This window comes from Streptomyces sp. B21-105 (assembly GCF_036898465.1).
Classification (GTDB): Bacteria; Actinomycetota; Actinomycetes; order Streptomycetales; family Streptomycetaceae; genus Streptomyces.
In genome coordinates this window covers 5,255,597-5,275,088 of record NZ_JARUMJ010000001.1, presented here as the reverse complement: position 1 = coordinate 5,275,088, position 19,492 = coordinate 5,255,597, and the positions used below count along the sequence as shown (strand labels likewise).

Genomic DNA, 19,492 nt, shown 5'->3' with positions numbered 1-19,492 from the left:
CTGATGTCGACGAGAGGGCCGCACGCATGCGCGTACGGCCCTCTCGGGCGTCTGTGCGCATACTGAGGCCTACGGAAGGTGTCGTTCAGGGAGCGTTGCTGAGTGTCGGAGGCGGAGAATCGCAAACCGCAGTCGGACGAGGCGAGGACCGCCTTCGATCCCGAGATCACGTCCGAGTTCGCGATGCCGGTGGGGCTGACCGTCCCCAGAACCGGCGGGGAACCCGAGACCACCTCGGAGTTCGCCGTTCCGCAGGGGCTGGACGTGAGCCAGCCGGCCGCCGGGGAGGGCGAGGGATCGGCGTTCAGCGTGCCGAGCACCTACAGCGCCCGGGAGGCGCCGGCCGCCTTCACGCCGGCCGCCGGCGTCCCGCTGGTGAGCCTGACCAAGGACCTGCCCTGGCAGGACCGGATGCGCACGATGCTGCGGATGCCGGTCACCGAGCGGCCCGCGCCGGAGCCGGGACCGAAGACGGAGGAGGGCGGCCCGGCCGTCCCGCGCGTGCTCGACCTCACGCTGCGCATCGGCGAACTGCTGCTGGCGGGCGGGGAGGGCGCCGAGGACGTGGAGGCCGCCATGTTCGCGGTCTGCCGCTCCTACGGGCTGGACCGCTGCGAGCCCAACGTCACGTTCACGCTGCTGGCCATCTCGTACCAGCCGTCCCTGGTGGAGGACCCGGTGACGGCGTCGCGGACGGTGCGCCGCCGGGGCACCGACTACACGCGCCTGGCGGCCGTCTTCCAGCTCGTGGACGACCTGAGCGACGCCGACACCCACCTCTCCCTGGAGGACGCCTACCGGCGCCTGGCGGAGATACGCCGCAACCGGCACCCCTACCCGACCTGGGTGCTGACGTCCGCGAGCGGACTGCTCGCGGGCGCGGCCTCGGTGCTGGTCGGCGGTGACGCGGTCGTGTTCGTGGCGGCTCTGCTCGGCGCGATGCTCGGCGACCGGCTGGCGTGGCTGTGCGCGGGGCGCGGACTGCCGGAGTTCTACCAGTTCCTGGTGGCGGCGATGCCGCCGGCCGCGATAGGCATCGCGCTCACGTTGGCGGACGTCGACGTGAAGGCGTCCGCGGTCATCACCGGCGGGCTGTTCGCGCTGCTGCCCGGGCGGGCGCTGGTGGCGGGCGTCCAGGACGGCCTGACGGGCTTCTACATCACCGCGGCGGCACGCCTGTTGGAGGTCATGTACTTCTTCGTGGGCATCGTGATCGGCGTGCTGGTGATGCTCTACGTCGGGGTTCAGCTCGGCGCGCATCTCAACCCGGACGTGTCGCTGGGCGTCTCCAAGCGGCCGCTGTGGCAGATCGGCGCGTCCATGCTGCTGTCCCTGACGTTCGCGGTGCTGCTCCAGCAGGAACGGTCCACCGTGCTGGCCGTGACGCTGAACGGCGGGGTGGCCTGGTCGGTGTACGGCGCGATGTACTACGCCGGTGACATCTCGCCGGTGGCCTCCACGGCCGTCGCCGCCGGGGTGGTGGGGCTGTTCGGGCAGTTGCTGTCGCGCTACCGGTTCGCGTCCGCGCTGCCGTACACGACCGCCGCGATCGGGCCGCTGCTGCCCGGATCGGCCACCTACTTCGGGCTGTTGTCGATCGCGCAGAACGAGGTGGACGCGGGGCTGGTGTCGATCACCAAGGCCGCGGCACTGGCGATGGCCATCGCCATCGGGGTGAACCTCGGTTCCGAGATCTCGCGGCTGTTCCTGCGGGTGGGCTCCGCCGACAAGCGGCGGGCCGCCAAGCGGACGCGGGGGTTCTGACGCCCCCGCGCCCCAGGCACCCGCGCGCTAGTACCCCTGGTTGTGGGGGTACTGGCCGTTGTGCCGGGCGCCGTCGTACGGCTGCTGTTGCTGCGGGGGCTGCTGCTGGGCGGGCTGCTGCTGCCACTCCTGGGGGTACTGCTGCTGGGGGTTCTGCTGCTGTTGCGGGTACGGCCGGCCGTAGTACTCGTTCTCGTAGGTCTGGCCCTGGCCGTTCTGGTGATCCTGGCCGCTCTGGTGGCCGTGCCCGTTCTGGTGGCCGTGGTGGCCCTGGTGCTCGCGGTGGCCCTGGTCGCCGTACGGCTGCTGCTGGTCGATGCGGCGGAGCTGGGTCGTCGCGTCGTCCATGACCGGGGACTGCCCGTACGGCGAGTGCTGCGCCTGCTGCCGGGCGGGCTCGTGCCGGGCGGGCTCCTCCTGCGCGGCCGAGGCGTTGCGGGCCTCCTTGCGGGCCTTGAGGACCTCGATGACCACCGGGACGACCGAGATGAGGACGATCAGGACCAGGATCGCCTCGACGTTCTCCTTGATGAGGTCGATCTGGCCGAGGAAGTAGCCCGCGACCGTGACGCCCGTGCCCCACAGGATGCCGCCGACCACGTTGTACGTGATGAACGTGCGGTATTTCATGCGGCCGGCGCCGGCGATGATCGGCGCGAAGGTGCGCACGATGGGGACGAAACGGGCCAGCACGATCGCCTTGGGGCCGTAGCGCTCGATGAACTCGTGGGCCTTGTCCAGGTTCTCCTTCTTGAAGAGCTTGGAGTCGGGCCGGCTGAAGAGCTTCGGTCCGAAGAACTTGCCGATGAGATAACCCACCTGGTCGCCGAGGACGGCCGCGACCACGATCAGGGTGCACACCAGCCACAGCGGCTGGTGGATCCACTTGCCGTCGGCAACCAGCAGACCGGCGGTGAACAGCAGGGAGTCGCCCGGCAGGAAGGCGAACAGGCCCGACTCGGCGAAGACGATGACCAGGATGCCGACCAGGCCGAACGTCGAGATCAGATAGTCCGGAGTAATCCACTCGGGGCCGAGGGCGAGGGTAGTCACGGGTTCCGGGCTCCTGAGGGGTGAAGGCGGTCGGTGGGCGACCTGGCCGCCCAAAGCTATCAACGCGGTGCCGCGGGACCAGGTTCCCGGGGGCTCCCCCAGGATGCACTGTGCCTCTCCTTGGTCAAACCTGTGAACATGGGCATCGATGATTACGGCGGCGGGCAGGGCCCCGAGCCGGACGTACTGGTCGTCACCACGAACGACGTACCCGGCTTCCGGGTGCAGCAGGTCATCGGCGAGGTCTTCGGGCTGACGGTGCGCTCACGGCACCTGGGCAGCCAGATCGGCGCGGGCCTGAAGTCGATGATCGGCGGCGAGCTCAAGGGGTTGACGAAGACCCTCGTGGAGACCCGCAACCAGGCCATGGAACGGCTCGTCGAGCAGGCACGCGCGCGGGGGGCCAACGCCGTCCTCGCGTTCCGTTTCGACGTGACGGAGGCCGCCGACGTCGGCACGGAGGTGTGCGCGTACGGGACGGCCGTGATCGTGACCCGGGAGTAGCCCCGCCCCGGAGCAGCCCCGCCCGGGTCACGACCGCTCACGCGTCGTGGCGCGCCGCGTTCGCGACGATCGCCTCCTTCAGGTGCTCGGCGAGCCCCGGGCGCATGGAGTCGTAGTAGGCCTTGAAGCGCTCGTCGGTGACGTACATCTCTGCGAAGCACCGGTGCATCTCGTAGGAGCACTCGAAGTACCACACACCGATGTGCCGACGGTGTTCCTCGGCCAGGTCCATGGCGGACTCGCCGGTCGCCGCCTCCCCTGCGGTCATCAGGGCGACGTAGCGCTGCTCCCAGTCGTCGACCTCGGCCTTGACGCGTCTCCAGTCCTCCTTGGTGTAGCCGGCGACCCGGCGCTGCGTCTCGGCGTAGGCCTCGGTGCCGCCCCAGCGCTGCTCCGCCTCCCCGGCGTGCTGCTCCGGGTCCTTGTCGCCGAAGACCTCGAACCGTTCCTCGGGCGTGAGGTTGATGCCCATCTGCTTCGCCTCCATGGCGTGTTCCACGGCCTCGGCCATCTTCTGCAGCTTCTCGATCCGGGCGGTCAGCAGTTCGTGCCGGCGGCGCAGGTGCGCGCGCGGGTCGGCCGCCGGGTCGTCGAGCAGGGCCGCGACCTCCTCGAGCGGGAAGCCGAGCTCGCGGTAGAACAGGATCTGCTGCAGCCGGTCGAGGTCGGCCTCCTCGTAGCGCCGGTGACCCGCGTGGCTGCGCCCGCCGGGGACGAGCAGGCCGATGTCGTCGTAGTGGTGCAGCGTGCGCACCGTGACACCGGCGAATCCGGCGACCTGTCCTACCGAGTAACTCACTTCGTCCGCTCCCTTCTCGGTACGCGCTCCACGGTGCGTCCTCACGCCACGTGAGGTGCAAGCCGGATTCCTCCCCCAGTCCTCAGGCGCCTTCCCGGAAGCCTCCTCGTCCGCCGCCGTCCGGATGTCGCGTCCGCTTTGCCTGTCTTGCCCGCTTATCGTGAGCCCGTGGCCCAGGACCCCGCAGTGCAGCCGCCCCGCCCTCCGGCGACCCCGGCACGCACCCTGCTGCCGTCGATCCTGCCCGCTCTCGCCGTCGGCGTGCTGGCGAGCCTGCTGCTCCTGCTCGTGGAGGGGGTGGCGGACCAGCTCCAGCACGTGCTGTGGCAGAACCTCCCGGACGCAACCGGCGTGGGCCGGTACTCGGTGCTGTGGATGATGGTCATGCTCACCATGACGGGCGTGCTGGTGGGGCTGGTGGTGTGGAAGGCGCCGGGGCACGCCGGTCCCGACCCGGCGACCATGGGGCTGGACGCGCGCGTGCTGCCGCCGGTGGTGCTGCCGGGGCTGCTGGTGGCGACGGCCCTGATGCTGGCGGGCGGGCCCAGCCTGGGCCCGGAGAACCCGATCATCGCCGTCAACGTGGCGGTCGTCTTCTGGCTCGGCCACCGGCTGCGGCCGCAGGCGCCGGGCGCGCTGTGGGTGATGCTCGCGGAGGCGGCGACCATCGGCGCGCTCTTCGGCACGCCGGTGGCTGCGGCGCTGCTCATCTCCGAAGCGCTGGCGGGACGGCAGACCGAGGGGCCGTTGTGGGACAGCGTCTTCACCCCGCTGGTCGCCGCCGCGGCCGGCGCGATGACGACCACCCTGCTGGCCGATCCGAGCTTCGACATGCACCTGCCCCCGTTCGGGCAGCCCGGCTGGGCGGATCTGCTGGCGGCGGTGGTGGTCGCCTCGGCGGGCGCGCTGCTCGGCATGTGCGGCGTCTACGCCTTCCCGTACGCGCACCGCGCCTTCGCACGGTTGCGGCACCCGATGCTGATCCTCCCGGCCGGCGGGGTCGTACTGGGCCTGCTGGCGGCCCTGGGCGGCCATCTGACGCTCTTCAAGGGGCTGGACGAGGTCGCGGAGCTCGCCGCCGACCCCGACGGCTGGACGGCCGGCCAGTTCGCCACCATGACGGTGGTGAAGCTGGCCGCGATGGTGGTCGCCGCGACGTCCGGCTTCCGGGGCGGGCGGATCTTCCCGGCCGTGTTCGTGGGCTCCGCCCTCGGTCTCACCGCCCATGCGCTCGTGCCGGACGTCCATCCCGCGGTGGGCGTGGCCACCGGGGTGCTCGGCATCCTCCTGGCCATCACCCGGCAGGGCTGGGTGAGTCTCTTCGTCGCCGCCGTCCTGGTCTCCTCGCCCTCGGTCATCGCACTGCTCTGCATCGCCTCGCTGCCGGCCTGGCTGCTGGTGACGGGGCGGCCGCAGATGCAGTTGCGCGAGGACGGAACTCCGGTCCGCTGACACCCGTTCGCCCCTTGAGGAGGCAGCCCATGCCGTTGCACAAAGGTCCCTCGAAGTCCGACGGGCGTCCCCTGTCCGTCAACCCCTTCTACGGCGAGGCCGATCCGGTCAGCGGCATGATCGAGTCGCCGCCCAAGCACCGGCTGCCGGACGGCCCGACGCCACCGGCGGCGGCGTATCAACTGGTGCACGACGAGCTGATGCTGGACGGCAACGCACGGCTCAACCTCGCCACCTTCGTCACCACCTGGATGGAGCCGCAGGCCGGGGTGCTGATGGCGGAGTGCCGCGACAAGAACATGATCGACAAGGACGAGTACCCGCGCACCGCCGAGCTGGAGCGGCGCTGCGTGGCGATGCTGGCCGACCTGTGGAACGCGCCCGACCCGTCGGTGGCCGTGGGGTGTTCGACGACCGGGTCGAGCGAGGCGTGCATGCTCGCCGGGATGGCGCTGAAACGGCGGTGGTCCAAGCGCGCCGGGGGCCGCTACCCGGGTGCCCGACCCAACCTCGTGATGGGCGTCAACGTCCAGGTCTGCTGGGAGAAGTTCTGCAACTTCTGGGAGGTGGAGGCCCGCATGGTCCCCATGGAGGGCGAGCGCTTCCACCTCGACCCGCGGGCCGCGGCCGAGCTGTGCGACGAGAACACCATCGGCGTCGTCGGTGTCCTCGGCTCCACCTTCGACGGCTCCTACGAACCGATCGCGGATCTCTGCGCGGCCCTCGACGCTCTTCAGGAGCGCACCGGACTCGACGTCCCGGTGCACGTCGACGGCGCGTCCGGGGCGATGATCGCGCCCTTCCTCGACGAGGACCTGGTGTGGGACTTCCGCCTCCTGCGTGTGGCGTCCATCAACACCTCGGGGCACAAGTACGGGCTGGTGTACCCGGGCGTCGGCTGGGCGCTGTGGCGCGACAACGAGGCACTGCCGGAGGAACTGGTCTTCCGGGTGAACTACCTGGGCGGCGACATGCCGACCTTCGCCCTCAACTTCTCGCGGCCGGGCGCCCAGGTCGTCGCGCAGTACTACACGCTGCTGCGGCTGGGCCGGGCGGGCTTCCGGGCGGTGCAGCAGACCACGCGGGACGTGGCCCGGGGCATCGCCGACCGGGTGGAGGCGCTCGGCGACTTCCGGCTTCTCACCCGGGGCGACGAGCTGCCGGTCTTCGCCTTCACGACGGCCCCGGGCGTGGACTCGTACGACGTCTTCGACGTCTCGCGGCGGCTGCGCGAGAGCGGCTGGCTGGTACCCGCGTACACGTTCCCGCCGAACCGGGAGGACCTGTCGGTCCTGCGGATCGTGTGCAGGAACGGCTTCTCGGAGGACCTCGCCGACCTGTTCGTGGAGGCCCTGTCCCGCCTGCTGCCGGAACTGCGCCGGCAGTCGGCGCCGCGGACCCGGGACAGGTCCGCGGCGACCGGCTTCCACCACTGACGGGCTCGCGCGCGGGCGGCCCTCAGTGGCTCATGCGGGCGAACTTCCGTACCGCCAGTGGGAAGAAGACCGCCAACAGGGCCAGCGGCCAGCCCACGGCCGGCCACACGTGGGCCGGGTCCGCGCCCGCGCCGCCGAACAGGTCGCGCACCGCGGTCGCCGTCCGGGACATCGGGTTCCACTCGACGGCCGTGCCCAGCCAGTCGGGCATGGACGTGGGCGCGGCCAGGGCGTTGGAGAGGAAGCCGATCGGCCAGACGAGGATCTGCACGGTCTGCACCATCTCCGGCCTCCCTGCCACCAGCGCCAGATAGATGCCGACCCACAGCATCGCGAAGCGGAACAGGAGGAGAAGGCCCAGCGCGCCCAGGAAGGCGCCCGGTCCGCCCTGGGGGCGCCAGCCGAGCGCCAGGCCGACGACGGTCAGCACGGCCAGGCTCACGGCCGACTGGAGCATGTCGGCCGCCGAGCGGCCCACCAGAACCGCGCCGTCGGCCGTCGGCATCGCGCGGAAGCGGTCCACGACGCCCTTGTCGAGGTCCTGGGTGACGGCGACCATCGTGCCCTCCAGGCCGAAGGCCATGGTGAGCGCGAGCATGCCGGGCATCAGGTAGTCGAGGTAGGCGCCGCCGACCCCGCGGCCGCCGCCGATCAGGTAGCCGAACATCAGCAGCAGCATCACCGGGAAGACGAACCCGACGGCCAGCCGGCCCGGCCGGCGTGCCCAGTGGGCGAGCTCACGGCGGGTCATGGTCCAGCAGTCGGTCAGCGCGTACGCGTAGCCGCTCACACGGTCTCCTTCGCGGGGTCGTCGGCGCGGTCGACGCGGTCGTCGGCGCGGTCGACGCGGTCGTCGGCGCGGTCCCCGCGCCCGGTCAGGTGCAGGAAGGCCTCGTCCAGCGTGGGGCGGCGCAGGGCCACGTCCTCCGCCTCGACGCCGGCCTCCTCCAGGGCGCGGACGACGCCGAAGAGGGCGGCCATGCGGTCGGTGACGGGTGCGCTGAGCAGCCGGCGGTCGGTGTCGACGGTGACGCCCTCCTCGGGCAGGGGCAGCAGGGCGACCGCGGCCCCCAGGAGGCCCGCGTCGCGCAGGACGACGTCGATGCGGTCGCCGCCCGTCAGCGCCTTGAGCTCGTCCGGCGTGCCGTCGGCGATCACCCGGCCGCGGTCGACGACGCAGATGCGGTCGGCCAGTTGGTCGGCCTCCTCCAGGTACTGGGTGGTGAGCACCACCGTCGTGCCGCCGCCGACCAGCGAACGCACCGCGGACCAGACCTCGGCGCGCCCGCGCGGGTCGAGCCCGGTGGTCGGCTCGTCCAGGAAGAGCACCTCGGGGTCGGCGCCGTGCCGGCCGCCGATGAGGGAGACGGCGAGGTCCAGCCGACGGCGCATGCCTCCGCTGTAGGAGCGGACCGGCTTGCGGCCGGTGTCGGCGAGGCCGAAGCGCTCGAGGAGTTCGACGGCGCGCACGCGCGCGTGGCGGGCGCCCAGATGGTGGAGGCGTCCGAACAGCTCCAGGTTCTGCCGGCCGTCCAGTTCCTCGTCGAGGGCGGCGTGCTGGCCGAGCAGGCCGATGCGCCGGCGGACCTCCCGGGCCTCGGACCGGACGTCGTGTCCCGCCACCTCGACGCGTCCGGCGTCGGGCCGCAGCAGCGTGGACAGGATTCTGACCAGGGTCGTCTTGCCCGCGCCGTTCGGTCCGAGCACCCCCTGCACGGTGCCGCGGGCCACGGTGAGGTCGAGCCCGTCCAGTGCCCGCGTCTCCCCGTACCTCTTGTGGACGCCGTCGACGGTGATCGCCGTGTCGGCCATGAAGCCCCCACTCCTCGATTAGTCAAACTTGACTACAACGGCGAAGGTAACGCGCCTCTCGCCAGTCGTCAAACTTGATTAGTGCCAGTCCTCCGGATGCCGTTCCCCCGTCGCGTACGGGTTCTCCTCGCCCGGCGCGAGGATGCCGACGAACGGCTCGCCCTCGCCCGCGAAGGTGTACGCCCCGTCCTCGATCCGTGCGATCAGGCCGCGGGCCCACTCCGCCTCGGCGTCGGCCGTGTGGACCCAGAGGTTCATGATCTCGCCGATGTGGCCCAGTTGCCCGGGGCCCTCCTCGGGGACGTAGTGCTCGGTGACGGCCGAGCGCCACCCGTCGATGCCGCGCACGCGCTCCTTCAGGAGCGAGACCGCCTCCGCACGCGGGAGGTCCACCACGAAGCCGATGGCGGCCGACTTCACGTCCGTCTTCTGGTCGTAGGAGACCAGCGCCTCGCGCAGCAGCCGGAAGTACTCCTCGACGCCCGCCTCGGTGACCTCGTACTCGGTGCGGGGCGGGCCGCCCGCGGTGGACGGGGCCGTCTCGTGCTCACGCAGCAGGCCCTGCTTCGCCATCTGCTTCAGGGCGTGGTAGATCGAGCCCGGCTTGGCGTTGGACCACTCGTGGGCGCCCCAGTACTCCAGGTCGCCGCGCACCTGGTAGCCGTGGGCCCGCCCGTGCTGGCGCACGGCGCCCAGGACGAGGAGACGGATCGCTGACATGCGCCCAGGTTAGGGCGTGACGTCCGGGCACCCCGCAGGGCACCGGACAGCCGCCCGCCCGGGTACGCGGAGCGTCCGGAGCTCGGTGCGCTGCGCGTCCTAGAAGGGGAAGCGGCTGCGGCCGTGCTGGACCGAGATCCACTTGGTGGTGGTGAAGGACTCCAGGGTGGTCTCGCCGTTGAGACGGCCGACGCCGGAGTTCTTCTCGCCGCCGAAGGGGACGATCGGCTCGTCGTGCACGGTGGCGTCGTTGACGTGGAACATGCCGGTGACGATCTGCTTGGCGAAGGCGACGCCGCGTTCGACGTCGCGGGTGTGCACGGCGCCGCTCAGGCCGTACGGCGTGTCGTTGGCGATGCGCAGGGCCTCCGCCTCGCCGTCGAAGGTGTTGATGAAGGCGACCGGCCCGAAGACCTCCTGCTGGAGCAGGGCGGAGTCGAGCGGCAGATCGGCGAGGACGGACGGCTCGACGAGGTTGTCGGTGGTCGTGCCGTGCAGCAGGGCGGTCGCGCCCTCGGCGATCGCCTGGGCGACCGCGCCGGAGACGGCCTCCGCCTGCTGGGAGTTGATGACCGGGCCGATGAGGGTCTGCGGGTCGCGCGGGTCGCCGGCCTTCAGCGTGCGCACCTTGGCGACGAACTTCTCGGTGAACTCGTCGGCGAGCGAGCTGTCGACCAGGATGCGGTTGGCGGCCATGCAGACCTGGCCCTGGTGGACGAAGCGGCTGAAGACGGCCGCGTCCACCGCGTAGTCCACGTCGGCGTCGTCGAGGACGACGAAGGCGCTGTTGCCGCCGAGTTCGATGATGGACCGCTTGAAGTGCGAGGCGGCGACGGTCGCGACATGCCGGCCGACCTTGTCGGAGCCGGTGAAGGAGATGACCCGCGGGATCGGGTGCTCCAGGAAGGCGTCGCCGATCTCGGCGATGTCGGTCACCACGACGTTCAGCAGGCCCGGAGGCAGACCCGCGTCCTCGAACAGCTTGGCGATCACGGTGCCGCCGGAGACCGGGGTGTTCTGGTGCGGCTTGAGCACCACGCCGTTGCCGAGGGCCAGCGCGGGGGCGACGGACTTCAGCGACAACAGGAACGGCACGTTGAAGGGGCTGATCACGGCGACCACGCCGACCGGCTCGCGGTAGACGCGGTTCTCCTTGCCGTCGACCGGCGAGGGCAGGATGCGGCCCTCGGGGCGCAGCGACAGGTGGATCGACTCGCGCAGGAACTCCTTCGCGAGGTGGAGTTCGAAGGCCGCCTTGCCGTAGGTGCCGCCCGCCTCGGCGACGAGCAGCTCGCTGATCTCCGCTTCGCGCTCCTCGACCAGCGCCAGCACCTTCTCGAAGACCGAGCGGCGGGCGTAGGCGTTGGTGGCGGCCCACTGCCGCTGCGCGCGGGCGGCGGCGCGGTAGGCCTCGTCGACCTCGTCGACGGTGGCGATGGTGATCGAGGCGAGCTTCTCGCCGTCGTAGGGGTTGAAGTCGATGATGTCCCAGGAGCCCGTCCCCGGGCGCCACTTACCGTCGATGTACTGCTGGGCCAGGTCGGTGAAGTAGGACGGCGACATGTGATCCCTCAATCCCCTGCTGCGAACGACTGTGATCGATCGGAGTCACGATCTGATCACACGTCATCGTACGGGTGTTTCAAGGGAGTTGAAGGGATTCCCGGAGCCTCTAGGGGAATCCCTGAGCCGCCGGGGGTCAGGAGAGCTGGATCAGGCCACGGAGCAGGTCGCGGCTCTCGTCCGGTCCGGGGCTGTCCTGCTGCAGTTCCTTCAGGGCGAGTTCGTACTGCGCGACGTCCTCGCGCTTGTCCAGGTACAGGGCGCTGGTGAGCTGCTCCAGGTAGACCACGTCCGACAGATCGGACTCGGGGAAGCTCAAGATGGTGAAGGCCCCTGACTCGCCGGAGTGCCCGCCGAAGCTGAACGGCATGACCTGCAACCGGACGTTGGGCCGCTCGGAGACGTCGATCAGATGTTGGAGCTGCCCGCGCATCACCTCGCGGTCGCCGTACGGCCGGCGCAGCGCGGCCTCGTCGAGGACGATGTGGAAGTCGGGGGCGTTCTCGGCGACGAGGTACTTCTGGCGCTCCAGGCGCAGCGCCACGCGCCGGTCGACGTCATCGGCGCTCGCGCCCCTCATGCCGCGACTGACGACGGCACGGGCGTACGCCTCGGTCTGCAGCAGGCCGTGCACGAACTGCACCTCGTAGACGCGGATCAGGGCGGCGGCGCCCTCCAGGCCGACATAGGTGGGGAACCAGTTGGGCAGCACGTCCGAGTAGCTGTGCCACCAGCCCGCCACGTTGGCCTCACGGGCGAGGCCGACGAGCGCGTGGCGCTCCGCGTCGTCGGTGATGCCGTACAGCGTCAGCAGGTCTTCCACGTCACGGGTCTTGAAGCTCACCCGGCCCAGTTCCATCCGGCTGATCTTCGACTCCGAAGCCCTGATCGAGTATCCCGCCGCCTCGCGTGTGACGCCGCGGGCCTCACGCAGCCGTCGTAGTTGCGAGCCGAGCAGCATCCGCCGCACCACCGATCCGGGCTCTCCCGCGCTCACGTTCGCCAGCCTCCCCAGCCGTCCTAGGGGCCGCAGTCTGCCACTAAAACACTTCGAGCAGTACACGTCCGATTACAGAGATGGAACTTACTCAAAGCATACGCACACCGTGATGCGAAGGAAGAGTGAGAAGAAAGCAAGAGAAGTGGCGGCGGTGAGAGAGAAGTTGGCGGAAAAAATGGCCAAGAAGCGGTACGGGCGGGTCCATTTCGGTCACGTGCACGTGCATCTGCCCTTGCATCCGCAGTGCGCATCAGAAACCATGGTCCCGCGCCACCGCTGCATCGCAACGACCGCGAATCCCGGGAGTGCCTCGCATGGGGACGAATGGATCGACCATGCTCGAGCCGTTACGGCAGGGCCTTCCGCCACTGGATCCCGCGGCCGTGTCCAACGCCGCCTCCTGCGCCCTGCCCGCCCGCTACGAAGCGGTGCGCGAGGCGCGCCGGTTCACCCGGCGCACCCTCGGCCAGTGGGACGTGGACGACCGGTTCGACGACGTCTGCCTGGTCGTCTCGGAACTGGTGACCAACGCGCTGCGGCACGGACTGTCCTCCGACGACCTTCCACGCGAGCCCGACCGGCAGCATCCGCCGGTGCGGCTGCACCTGATGCGCTGGACCCAGCGGCTGGTGTGCGCGGTGCGCGATCCCAGCCACGACAGCCCCCTGCCGCAGGAGGGCGAGGACTTCTCCGCGGAGTCCGGTCGCGGGCTGTTCCTCGTGGACTCCTTCGCCGACAGCTGGGGCTGGCAGCCGCTCGCCGGCAGCCTGGGCGGCAAGGTCGTCTGGGCGCTGTTCCGGCTGCACGCACCGGCCGCGTGAGGTGACGCGGGCCGCGTGGACGCGCTGCTTCTACGCGCGTTGCGGTCCGTTTTCCGCCGGGATATCCGACGCGGGCGCCGGGCAGCGGCGTCAGCCGCCGATCAGGTGGTCGAACTCGCCGTCCTTGATGCCCAGGAGCATGGCCTCGATCTCGGCGCGCGTGTAGACGAGCGCGGGTCCGTCGGGAAAGCGTGAGTTGCGCACGGCGACGTCACCGCCGGGCAGGCGCGCGAACTCCACGCAGGAGCCCTGCGAGTTGCTGTGCCGGCTCTTCTGCCAGGCAACCCCGTACAGCTGTGTGGCCGTCATGCCGTTGTACACGTCGTGCCCCCCGTCAACGTGGTGGTCCACAGGTCGCTCCCTGGTGGTGCACTGGCTTGCGTGGCCATTGGTGCCGTTGTCAACTGTCCCGGATCATAACCCTGTTCACATGCAGACGCATGAGCAGATGCACGTGCACGCGCGGTGCCTGAATGGTTACAGCTGCGACGCTCCCTTGACCGATGTCGTTCCGTGCGGCCGAGCGTCGGGAGGTGCTCCCGGAAGGTGCTTTGAAGGGCGTCCGGAAGGTCGTCCGGAAAGGTCGCCCGGTCGTCCGGATCGGACTACTTGTGTACCCGGACAGACGCGCGCCAGGGCCTTCGTGTTCCGTCGACGGGGAAACGACGCGGAATCGGATCCCTCCGCCGGGAGCGGCACCACGGCCGCGACGGCCGTCCCGAAGGCGGCGGTTCCGGCGGACGCCCGCCGTCCGCTCGGGCCCTCGGACGACGGTCCGCAGGGCGGCCGGGCCGTGATCCCACCACGACCCGACCATGACCCGGCCGGGGCCAGGCCACCGCCCGACCTGCCGGTCGCCGACGCCCCGGCAGTACGCCGCAACCCGCCCGTTCCTCGTCGCACGACGACGGCCGCCGCCCCCGCGTACGACCCGGAGGTCGGCGCGGGGGCGGGGTGCGGCAGGGCGGGCGGTGGCCCGGAGCATCAGGGCGGGATCGGCTCACCGCCGGAGCACGACTGCGTCCGGACGGCCGGAGCGAGTAGACGGCGGGAGGGCGTCCACTCGTACGGATGCGGGGGGCACCGTACGGAGGGCGGTGGGCCGGGGCTACGGAAGGCGACGTGTGCGCACCGGGCCCGGGTGGACGGGAGAGGCGTGTACCGGACAGGTGAGCGCCCCTCCCGTGGCCGGAGCGGCGCGTGAGGCGCCCGGAGTCCGTGCGGCGCCCGGAGCGCGGGTCAGCGGGCGGCGCTGTAGGGGAGCAGGGCCATCTCGCGGGCGTTCTTGACGGCTCGGGCGAGTTGCCGTTGCTGCCGGGCGGAGACACGGGTCACCCGGCGACTGCGGATCTTGCCCCGGTCGGAGAGGAACCGGCGCAGCAGATCGGTGTCCTTGTAGTCGATGTAGGTGACGCCTGCCTGGTCGAGGGGGTTGGGACGGGACTTGGCGGGCTTGCGCTCGGGCTTGCGGGGCATCGGGTCAGACCTCCAGGAGGGTGTCGAAGGCGGGCGGCAGCCGCTTCCAGGCGGCGCGGCCGGCGGCGTACTCGGCGTCGGTGAGCAGGCAGGACTCCAGGAGCCGGGCGAGGCCGTCGCGGTCCAGGCCGGGGGACGTGAAGACCAGGTGCTGGCAGCAGTCGCCGTGTTCGGGGTGCCAGTCGAGCGCGGCCGCGGCGCGGCGCACCGGCGGGACCAGGTCCCAGGCCGCGTCGGGGAGGGACGCCAGCCACGGGCCGGCAGGCTCCACGCACAGGGCGCCGCCCGCCGCGTCCCAGTGGAGCAGCACGTCTGGCTTGTCGGCGAGCCAGAACCGGCCCCGGCTGCGGGCTGCCGCGCAGGTCAGATCCTCCAGCGCCGCGTACAGCCGTTCCGGGTGGAACGGCCGGCGGCGGTGCCAGACGAACGTGCTCACGCCGTGCGCGTCGGCCTCGGCGGGGAGCAGCGCGCAGGCCGGGTGCTGGGCCGCGGCGGCGGCCTCCGCGTCGAAACCGGCCAGCGCCGCCCCGGCCAGCGGCGACCGCGGGTCCGCGCGGTCGTCGGGCGCGATCCGGACCTGACGGGCCGTGGGGTGCAGTTGCGCCAGCAGCTCGCGGTCCTCGTCGTCGGCCTCCTCGGAGTCGACGACGGCCAGCACGGGGGCGTACTCCAGCTGCCGCGCGAAGGTGTCGGCGACCGTGCGCTGGTCGGTGGCGGCCGCGGCGAGACCGCAGTCGGCGAGGTCGTCGCCGTTGCCGAGGCAGGGCAGGAGCAGCGCCGGATCGACGGCGGTGACGACGCCGGTGACCGTGAGCCCGCCGGCCACCACCACCTCGGCCATGGCCTTGGGCTCGACGGAGTCCCACAGTTCGACGACCGCGAGGCGGGTGACGCCGTCGTCGGCGAGACGGCGCAGCTCGGGCACCAGGTCCTCGCGCAGCGCGCAGCAGGCGCAGTCGTTCACCAGGGGCGCCTCCCCGGCGGAGAGGATGCCGGTGGCGTCCCGGACCGTCCGTACGACCGTGCCCGCCGCGGCCGTCGCGAGGTCGTGGTGCAGGACGACGCTGCCGGGCACGTCGGCGAGCAGGCGGGCGACCGTGGCCCGGCGGGCGTCGGCGTGCAGCCCGCCGACGATCACGACCGACAGGCTCACGCCCCGCCCTGCTTCCCGTAGCGCCGCTCGAAGCGCTCGACCCGGCCGGCGGTGTCCAGCACGCGCGCGGTGCCGGTGTAGAAGGGGTGGCTGACATCGGAGATCTCGACGTCGACGACGGGGTACGTGACGCCGTCCGCCCATTCGATCGTCCGGTCGCTGCTCATGGTGGAGCGGGTGAGGAAGGCGTAGTTCGCGGCACGGTCACGGAAGACGACGGGTCCGTACGGCGGGTGGATCTCGTTGCGCATGGGGTTCAGCGCTCCTCTCGGAAGTCGACGTGACGGCCGGCGACGGGGTCGTACTTGCGCAGGGTCATGCGGTCGGGGTCGTTGCGGCGGTTCTTGCGGGTCACGTAGGTGAATCCGGTCCCCGCGGTGGACTTGAGCCTGACGACCGGACGGAGTTCGTTGCGAGCCATGCTGCTATGTTACTGAAAATGAATACCATTAGCGATAGCGCTTCAGGAGAGGTACGTCACCCATGTCCGCGCACTGCATGCTGACCGGCGCCCGGCCCGGCTTCGGCAACCGCATCTCCCGCTCCCACCGGCGCACGTCGCGCCGCTTCGACCCCAACGTCCAGAGCAAGCGGTACTGGCTGCCGAGCGAGGGCCGGCACGTACGGCTGCGGCTGAGCACGAAGGGGATCAAGACCGTCGACGTGATCGGCGTCGAGGCGGCCGTGGCGCGGATCCGCGCGCGGGGGGTGCGGGTCTGATGGCGAAGAAGAGCAAGATCGCGAAGAACGACCGACGCCGGGCGATCGTCGCGCGGTGCGCGGCGCGGCGGGCCGAGCTGAAGGAGATCCTCCGGCGGCCGTCGTCGACGGACGCGGAACGGGAGGCGGCGCAGCGGGAGTTGCGCGCGCAGCCTCGGGACGCCAGTGCGACGCGGGTGCGCAACCGGGATCAGGTGGACGGCCGCCCGCGCGGGTACTTCCGCACGTTCGGGCTCTCCCGGGTTGGTCTGCGCGAGCAGGCGCACGCGGGACACCTGCCGGGGGTGCGCAAGTCCTCCTGGTAGTCACGGGAGGAGTCCTGGTGGTCGCAGGGGTCCCCTGTGGCCGCGGGCGGTTCCCGGGCCGCCTTCCGGTCGCGCCCGGGGCGCTGCCGGGCTTGCTGGTAGCTTGCTGCGGTCCTCGAGGTCCCGGGTTTTCCCGGTCCTCGGTCCTCGGTCCTAGCTCGGGAGCTTGCAGTGACTTCGGCGATCTTCTCGCGGGGCGCGTCCCGCCGTCCGGTGCGGGCCGCCGCGGTGGCCGCCGCGCTGGCGGGCGCGCTCGCGCTGACCGCGTGCAGCGGTGACGGCGGGTCCGGCGACGGCTCCGCGACCACCCCGGAGGCGACGGCGGACGGCGGCGCGTCGGCCTCGCCCTCCGACTCCGTCTCCGCCTCGGACGAGCTGGAGGGCAGCTGGCTCGCCACGACGGACGGCAAGGCCGTCGCCCTCATCATCACGGGGAAGCAGGCCGCCCTCTTCGGGACCGGCGGGAGCGTGTGCAGCGGGACCGCCGGCAAGGAGTCGGGCATGCGGATGATCCACCTGACGTGCACCGTCGGGAAGGACGACCGGGCGACCGGCATGGTCGATTCCGTCGACGCGGAGTCCCTCGAGGTCACCTGGACCGGCGCGGCCGGCAAGGAGACGTTCACCAGGGCGCAGGACGGTCAGTGGCCGTCGGGCATGCCGACGGCCGGGATCGGATAGCCCCGGACGGGCCGGCCGGACGGCCCGGTCGCCCCCGGTCCGCCCCTCGTCGCCCCCGGACGGACGGGCCGGCCCGCGCCCCCGTCGGCGGCCCGTCCTTCAGCGTGGCGCCTGTGCCCGCGGGGTCTCTTCGCGGGTCGGAGCCGGGGCGGCGGGGCCTTCGTCCGTGCCCGTGCGCGCTTGTGCCGCGGCGTCGGGTTTCGTGCCGGGTTTCGTGTGCAGCACCGCGCGGGCCTGCTCCGCCGCCCGGATCGTGCTCTCGCTGACGAAGTCCAGGAAGCGCGCGATGTTCTCGAGGCGGGCGGCGGCCGGCGTGGCGGGGCCGAGGACGCCGACGCCCTGCCGTGCGACGTCGATCACCTGGGTGAGAGCCCGGGCGCTGGCCAGCATCGACTGGTACCAGACGTCGTCGTCGACCACGTAGCGCTCGCGGCGGCGTTCGTCGCGCTCCCGGCGGACGAAGGCCTGCTCCTCGAGGTACGTGATCGCCTTGGAGACGGACGCGGGGCTGACCTGGAGGCGCTGCACCAGATCGGACGCGGTGAGGCTGCCCGCGTCGGTGAGGGTGAGGCACGCCATGACCCTGGACATCATCTTCGGCATGCCCGAGGCCATGAGGACGGTGGTGAACGCCTCCTCGTACTCGCGCACGGCCTCGGCGTCGCGCCCGTGGGCCTGCGGGAACGTGCCCGGCCCGCGGGGCGCGGTCTGCCTGCGGCGGTGGGCGCGGCGCTCGGTGGCCCGGTGGGCCAGGTCGGCGCGGTAGGCGGTGGGTCCGCCGTTGCGCATCACCTCGCGCGTGACCGTCGAGGTCGGACGGTCGAGACGTCTGGCGATCTCCGCGTAGGCGAGGCCGTCGGCCAGCCCCGACGCGATCTGCTGACGTTCCTGCTGGGTGAGTCTGCCTCCCGGCATCACGGCCTCCTTCGTGCGCCTCGATGCCGGCAGTTTAGCGTTCACCGACACACATTGCAACGAGCGAGAGCCGCAATGTTGCATTACCTTACAATGCATTGCAACATTTATGCGCCTCCCACCTGCTTGAATGACAATTCTGCGCAACGAACTTGTTGCAGAGACAGAGAACGCAACGTAGCTTTTCCCGTGTCGGAAACAGCAACGAACACAGGAGAGCACGATGCAGAAGTTCGCCACCACCGCCCCGGTCTCGGTCGTCCTCGACGTTCCCGCGGGACGTGTCCGGTTCATCGCCGCCGACCGGGCCGACACCACGGTCGAGGTGCTGCCCGCGGACGCCGCCAGGAGCCGCGACGTGAAGGCGGCGGAGGAGACCTCGGTGGAGTTCGCCGACGGCGCCCTGCGGATCACGGGCCCTTCGAGGAACCAGTTCCTCGGCGCCACCGGGGCCCTCGAGGTGACCGTCCAGCTGCCCGCCGGCTCGCACGTCGAGGCGACGACCGCCGCCGGCGAGTTCCGCGGCGTCGGCCGCCTCGGCGACGTCGCCTTCGAAGGCGCGCAGGGCACGGTCAAGATCGACGAGGCCGCGAGCGCCCGGCTCACCCTGCTCGCCGGCGACGTCTTCGTCGGCCGTCTCACCGGCCCCGCCCGGATCAGTACCCAGAAGGGCGACCTGCACATCGCCGAGGCCGTGCACGGCACGGTCGTCCTGCGCACCGAGGCGGGCGGCATCTCCGTCGGCGCCGCCCGCGGAGTCTCCGCCTCCCTCGACGCCGGCACCACCTACGGCCGCATCCACAACTCTCTCGCCAACACCGACGGCGCCGCAGCCGGCCTCGCCATCCAGGCCACCACCGCCTACGGCGACATCACCGCCCGCAGCCTGTCATCTTGACGCGGTCCTGGAGGACCGGGCTTGGAGGTAGTGCACAGCCGGCTGCTGGGTGGACTCCTCCGTCTCCAGGCACCCCTTACGGGGTGGCAGGGACGCGTGACTCACGCCCCGCGTTCCACACCACGGCGCCACGCTGGGCGATGTTGTGGGAAGCGTTCCGGCCGCGTGGTCGACGACCCCGCAGTTCCGGCAGATGAAGAGGGCCTGGCCGACCCGGTCGTTCTTGTCGACGTGCAGGCCTGCGCGGCGGGCCTTGTACGCGATGAACTCTCCGAGCCGGGCGAAGGCCCAGGAGTGGAGCGTGACCCTCCCCCACTGCCTCAAGGGCGTGGGAGGTACCCCCAGGCTTGCGGAGCCGTACCCTCTGCCGGATGCCGCCCAGGTCCTCCAGCGCGATTCCGGCAGAGGTGCGTTCGGCCT

Annotated in this window: 22 protein-coding genes; 9 read left to right on the top strand and 13 right to left on the bottom strand. The window is 71.4% G+C overall.

The features are described 5' to 3' along the window. Nucleotides 1-102 precede the first annotated feature (102 nt). Complete coding sequence (locus QA802_RS23810) at nucleotides 103-1,764, top strand: threonine/serine exporter family protein (RefSeq protein WP_334526246.1); 1,662 nt, start codon at nucleotides 103-105, stop codon at nucleotides 1,762-1,764. Between the two features lie 27 nt (nucleotides 1,765-1,791). On the opposite strand, the gene QA802_RS23805 is transcribed toward QA802_RS23810, so the two are convergent. Continuing rightward, nucleotides 1,792-2,817 (bottom strand): DedA family protein, encoded by a 1,026-nt coding sequence (locus QA802_RS23805; RefSeq protein ID WP_334526243.1) that lies wholly within the window; start codon nucleotides 2,815-2,817, stop codon nucleotides 1,792-1,794. 138 nt (nucleotides 2,818-2,955) lie between these two features. On the opposite strand from QA802_RS23805, the gene QA802_RS23800 reads away from it, so the two are divergent. Then, on the top strand, nucleotides 2,956-3,321 hold the full coding sequence (locus tag QA802_RS23800) for a YbjQ family protein (protein WP_319169401.1): 366 nt from the start codon (nucleotides 2,956-2,958) through the stop codon (nucleotides 3,319-3,321). 37 nt (nucleotides 3,322-3,358) lie between these two features. Here the strand turns inward: QA802_RS23800 and QA802_RS23795 are convergent, their stop codons facing one another. Then, entirely contained in the window at nucleotides 3,359-4,120 is a 762-nt protein-coding gene (locus tag QA802_RS23795; RefSeq protein ID WP_334526238.1) for a MerR family transcriptional regulator, read from the bottom strand. Between the two features lie 168 nt (nucleotides 4,121-4,288). On the opposite strand from QA802_RS23795, the gene QA802_RS23790 reads away from it, so the two are divergent. Beyond that, a complete protein-coding gene (locus tag QA802_RS23790; RefSeq protein WP_334526235.1) occupies nucleotides 4,289-5,572 on the top strand; it encodes an ion channel protein in 1,284 nt (427 codons plus the stop codon). 29 nt (nucleotides 5,573-5,601) lie between these two features. Beyond that, nucleotides 5,602-7,008 (top strand): glutamate decarboxylase, encoded by a 1,407-nt coding sequence (gene gad, locus QA802_RS23785; RefSeq protein WP_334526232.1) that lies wholly within the window; start codon nucleotides 5,602-5,604, stop codon nucleotides 7,006-7,008. Nucleotides 7,009-7,030: 22 nt separating this feature from the next. Here gad and QA802_RS23780 read toward each other — a convergent pair whose 3' ends face one another. The 5 genes from QA802_RS23780 to QA802_RS23760 form a co-directional block, all read right to left on the bottom strand. Further along, entirely contained in the window at nucleotides 7,031-7,759 is a 729-nt protein-coding gene (locus QA802_RS23780; RefSeq protein WP_334534840.1) for an ABC transporter permease, read from the bottom strand. 35 nt (nucleotides 7,760-7,794) lie between these two features. Beyond that, nucleotides 7,795-8,820 (bottom strand): ATP-binding cassette domain-containing protein, encoded by a 1,026-nt coding sequence (locus tag QA802_RS23775; protein WP_334526229.1) that lies wholly within the window; start codon nucleotides 8,818-8,820, stop codon nucleotides 7,795-7,797. Between the two features lie 78 nt (nucleotides 8,821-8,898). Continuing rightward, on the bottom strand, nucleotides 8,899-9,540 hold the full coding sequence (locus QA802_RS23770; protein WP_334526226.1) for a PadR family transcriptional regulator: 642 nt from the start codon (nucleotides 9,538-9,540) through the stop codon (nucleotides 8,899-8,901). 99 nt (nucleotides 9,541-9,639) lie between these two features. Further along, complete coding sequence (locus tag QA802_RS23765; protein ID WP_334526223.1) at nucleotides 9,640-11,103, bottom strand: aldehyde dehydrogenase family protein; 1,464 nt, start codon at nucleotides 11,101-11,103, stop codon at nucleotides 9,640-9,642. A 136-nt stretch (nucleotides 11,104-11,239) separates the two neighbouring features. Continuing rightward, on the bottom strand, nucleotides 11,240-12,076 hold the full coding sequence (locus tag QA802_RS23760; RefSeq protein WP_503461621.1) for a Sco1979 family transcriptional regulator: 837 nt from the start codon (nucleotides 12,074-12,076) through the stop codon (nucleotides 11,240-11,242). Nucleotides 12,077-12,438: 362 nt separating this feature from the next. Between QA802_RS23760 and QA802_RS23755 the strand changes: the two genes are divergently transcribed. Continuing rightward, a complete protein-coding gene (locus tag QA802_RS23755) occupies nucleotides 12,439-12,924 on the top strand; it encodes an ATP-binding protein (RefSeq protein WP_334526220.1) in 486 nt (161 codons plus the stop codon). Between the two features lie 90 nt (nucleotides 12,925-13,014). Here the strand turns inward: QA802_RS23755 and QA802_RS23750 are convergent, their stop codons facing one another. The 5 genes from QA802_RS23750 to rpmG form a co-directional block, all read right to left on the bottom strand. Further along, on the bottom strand, nucleotides 13,015-13,233 hold the full coding sequence (locus tag QA802_RS23750; RefSeq protein WP_107448818.1) for a DUF397 domain-containing protein: 219 nt from the start codon (nucleotides 13,231-13,233) through the stop codon (nucleotides 13,015-13,017). A 930-nt stretch (nucleotides 13,234-14,163) separates the two neighbouring features. After that, nucleotides 14,164-14,400: a 30S ribosomal protein S18 gene (rpsR, locus tag QA802_RS23745; RefSeq protein ID WP_319169411.1), complete on the bottom strand. Its 237-nt coding sequence runs from the start codon at nucleotides 14,398-14,400 to the stop codon at nucleotides 14,164-14,166. A gap of 4 nt (nucleotides 14,401-14,404) precedes the next feature. Further along, nucleotides 14,405-15,553, bottom strand: a complete 1,149-nt coding sequence (locus QA802_RS23740; RefSeq protein ID WP_334526216.1) for a CobW family GTP-binding protein — start codon at nucleotides 15,551-15,553, stop codon at nucleotides 14,405-14,407. Next, nucleotides 15,550-15,804 carry a type B 50S ribosomal protein L31 gene (locus tag QA802_RS23735; protein WP_334526213.1) on the bottom strand — a complete coding sequence of 85 codons (255 nt, stop codon included), beginning with the start codon at nucleotides 15,802-15,804 and terminating at the stop codon, nucleotides 15,550-15,552. The genes QA802_RS23740 and QA802_RS23735 overlap by 4 nt, the downstream gene beginning before the upstream one ends. 5 nt (nucleotides 15,805-15,809) lie before the next feature. After that, a complete protein-coding gene (gene rpmG / locus QA802_RS23730) occupies nucleotides 15,810-15,974 on the bottom strand; it encodes a 50S ribosomal protein L33 (RefSeq protein WP_266724813.1) in 165 nt (54 codons plus the stop codon). Nucleotides 15,975-16,036: 62 nt separating this feature from the next. Here rpmG and rpmB point away from each other — a divergent pair, with 62 nt between their 5' ends. From rpmB to QA802_RS23715, 3 genes are all read left to right on the top strand, one after another. Further along, a complete protein-coding gene (rpmB, locus tag QA802_RS23725) occupies nucleotides 16,037-16,273 on the top strand; it encodes a 50S ribosomal protein L28 (protein ID WP_334526210.1) in 237 nt (78 codons plus the stop codon). After that, nucleotides 16,273-16,578 carry a 30S ribosomal protein S14 gene (gene rpsN / locus QA802_RS23720; RefSeq protein WP_334526207.1) on the top strand — a complete coding sequence of 102 codons (306 nt, stop codon included), beginning with the start codon at nucleotides 16,273-16,275 and terminating at the stop codon, nucleotides 16,576-16,578. Before rpmB ends, rpsN begins: the two co-directional genes overlap by 1 nt. Nucleotides 16,579-16,749: 171 nt before the next feature. After that, nucleotides 16,750-17,259, top strand: a complete 510-nt coding sequence (locus tag QA802_RS23715) for a hypothetical protein (protein ID WP_334526204.1) — start codon at nucleotides 16,750-16,752, stop codon at nucleotides 17,257-17,259. A 99-nt stretch (nucleotides 17,260-17,358) separates the two neighbouring features. On the opposite strand, the gene QA802_RS23710 is transcribed toward QA802_RS23715, so the two are convergent. Next, nucleotides 17,359-18,174, bottom strand: a complete 816-nt coding sequence (locus tag QA802_RS23710; RefSeq protein ID WP_334526201.1) for a GbsR/MarR family transcriptional regulator — start codon at nucleotides 18,172-18,174, stop codon at nucleotides 17,359-17,361. A gap of 223 nt (nucleotides 18,175-18,397) precedes the next feature. Here QA802_RS23710 and QA802_RS23705 point away from each other — a divergent pair, with 223 nt between their 5' ends. Next, a complete protein-coding gene (locus tag QA802_RS23705; protein ID WP_334526198.1) occupies nucleotides 18,398-19,072 on the top strand; it encodes a DUF4097 family beta strand repeat-containing protein in 675 nt (224 codons plus the stop codon). Nucleotides 19,073-19,492 lie beyond the last annotated feature (420 nt).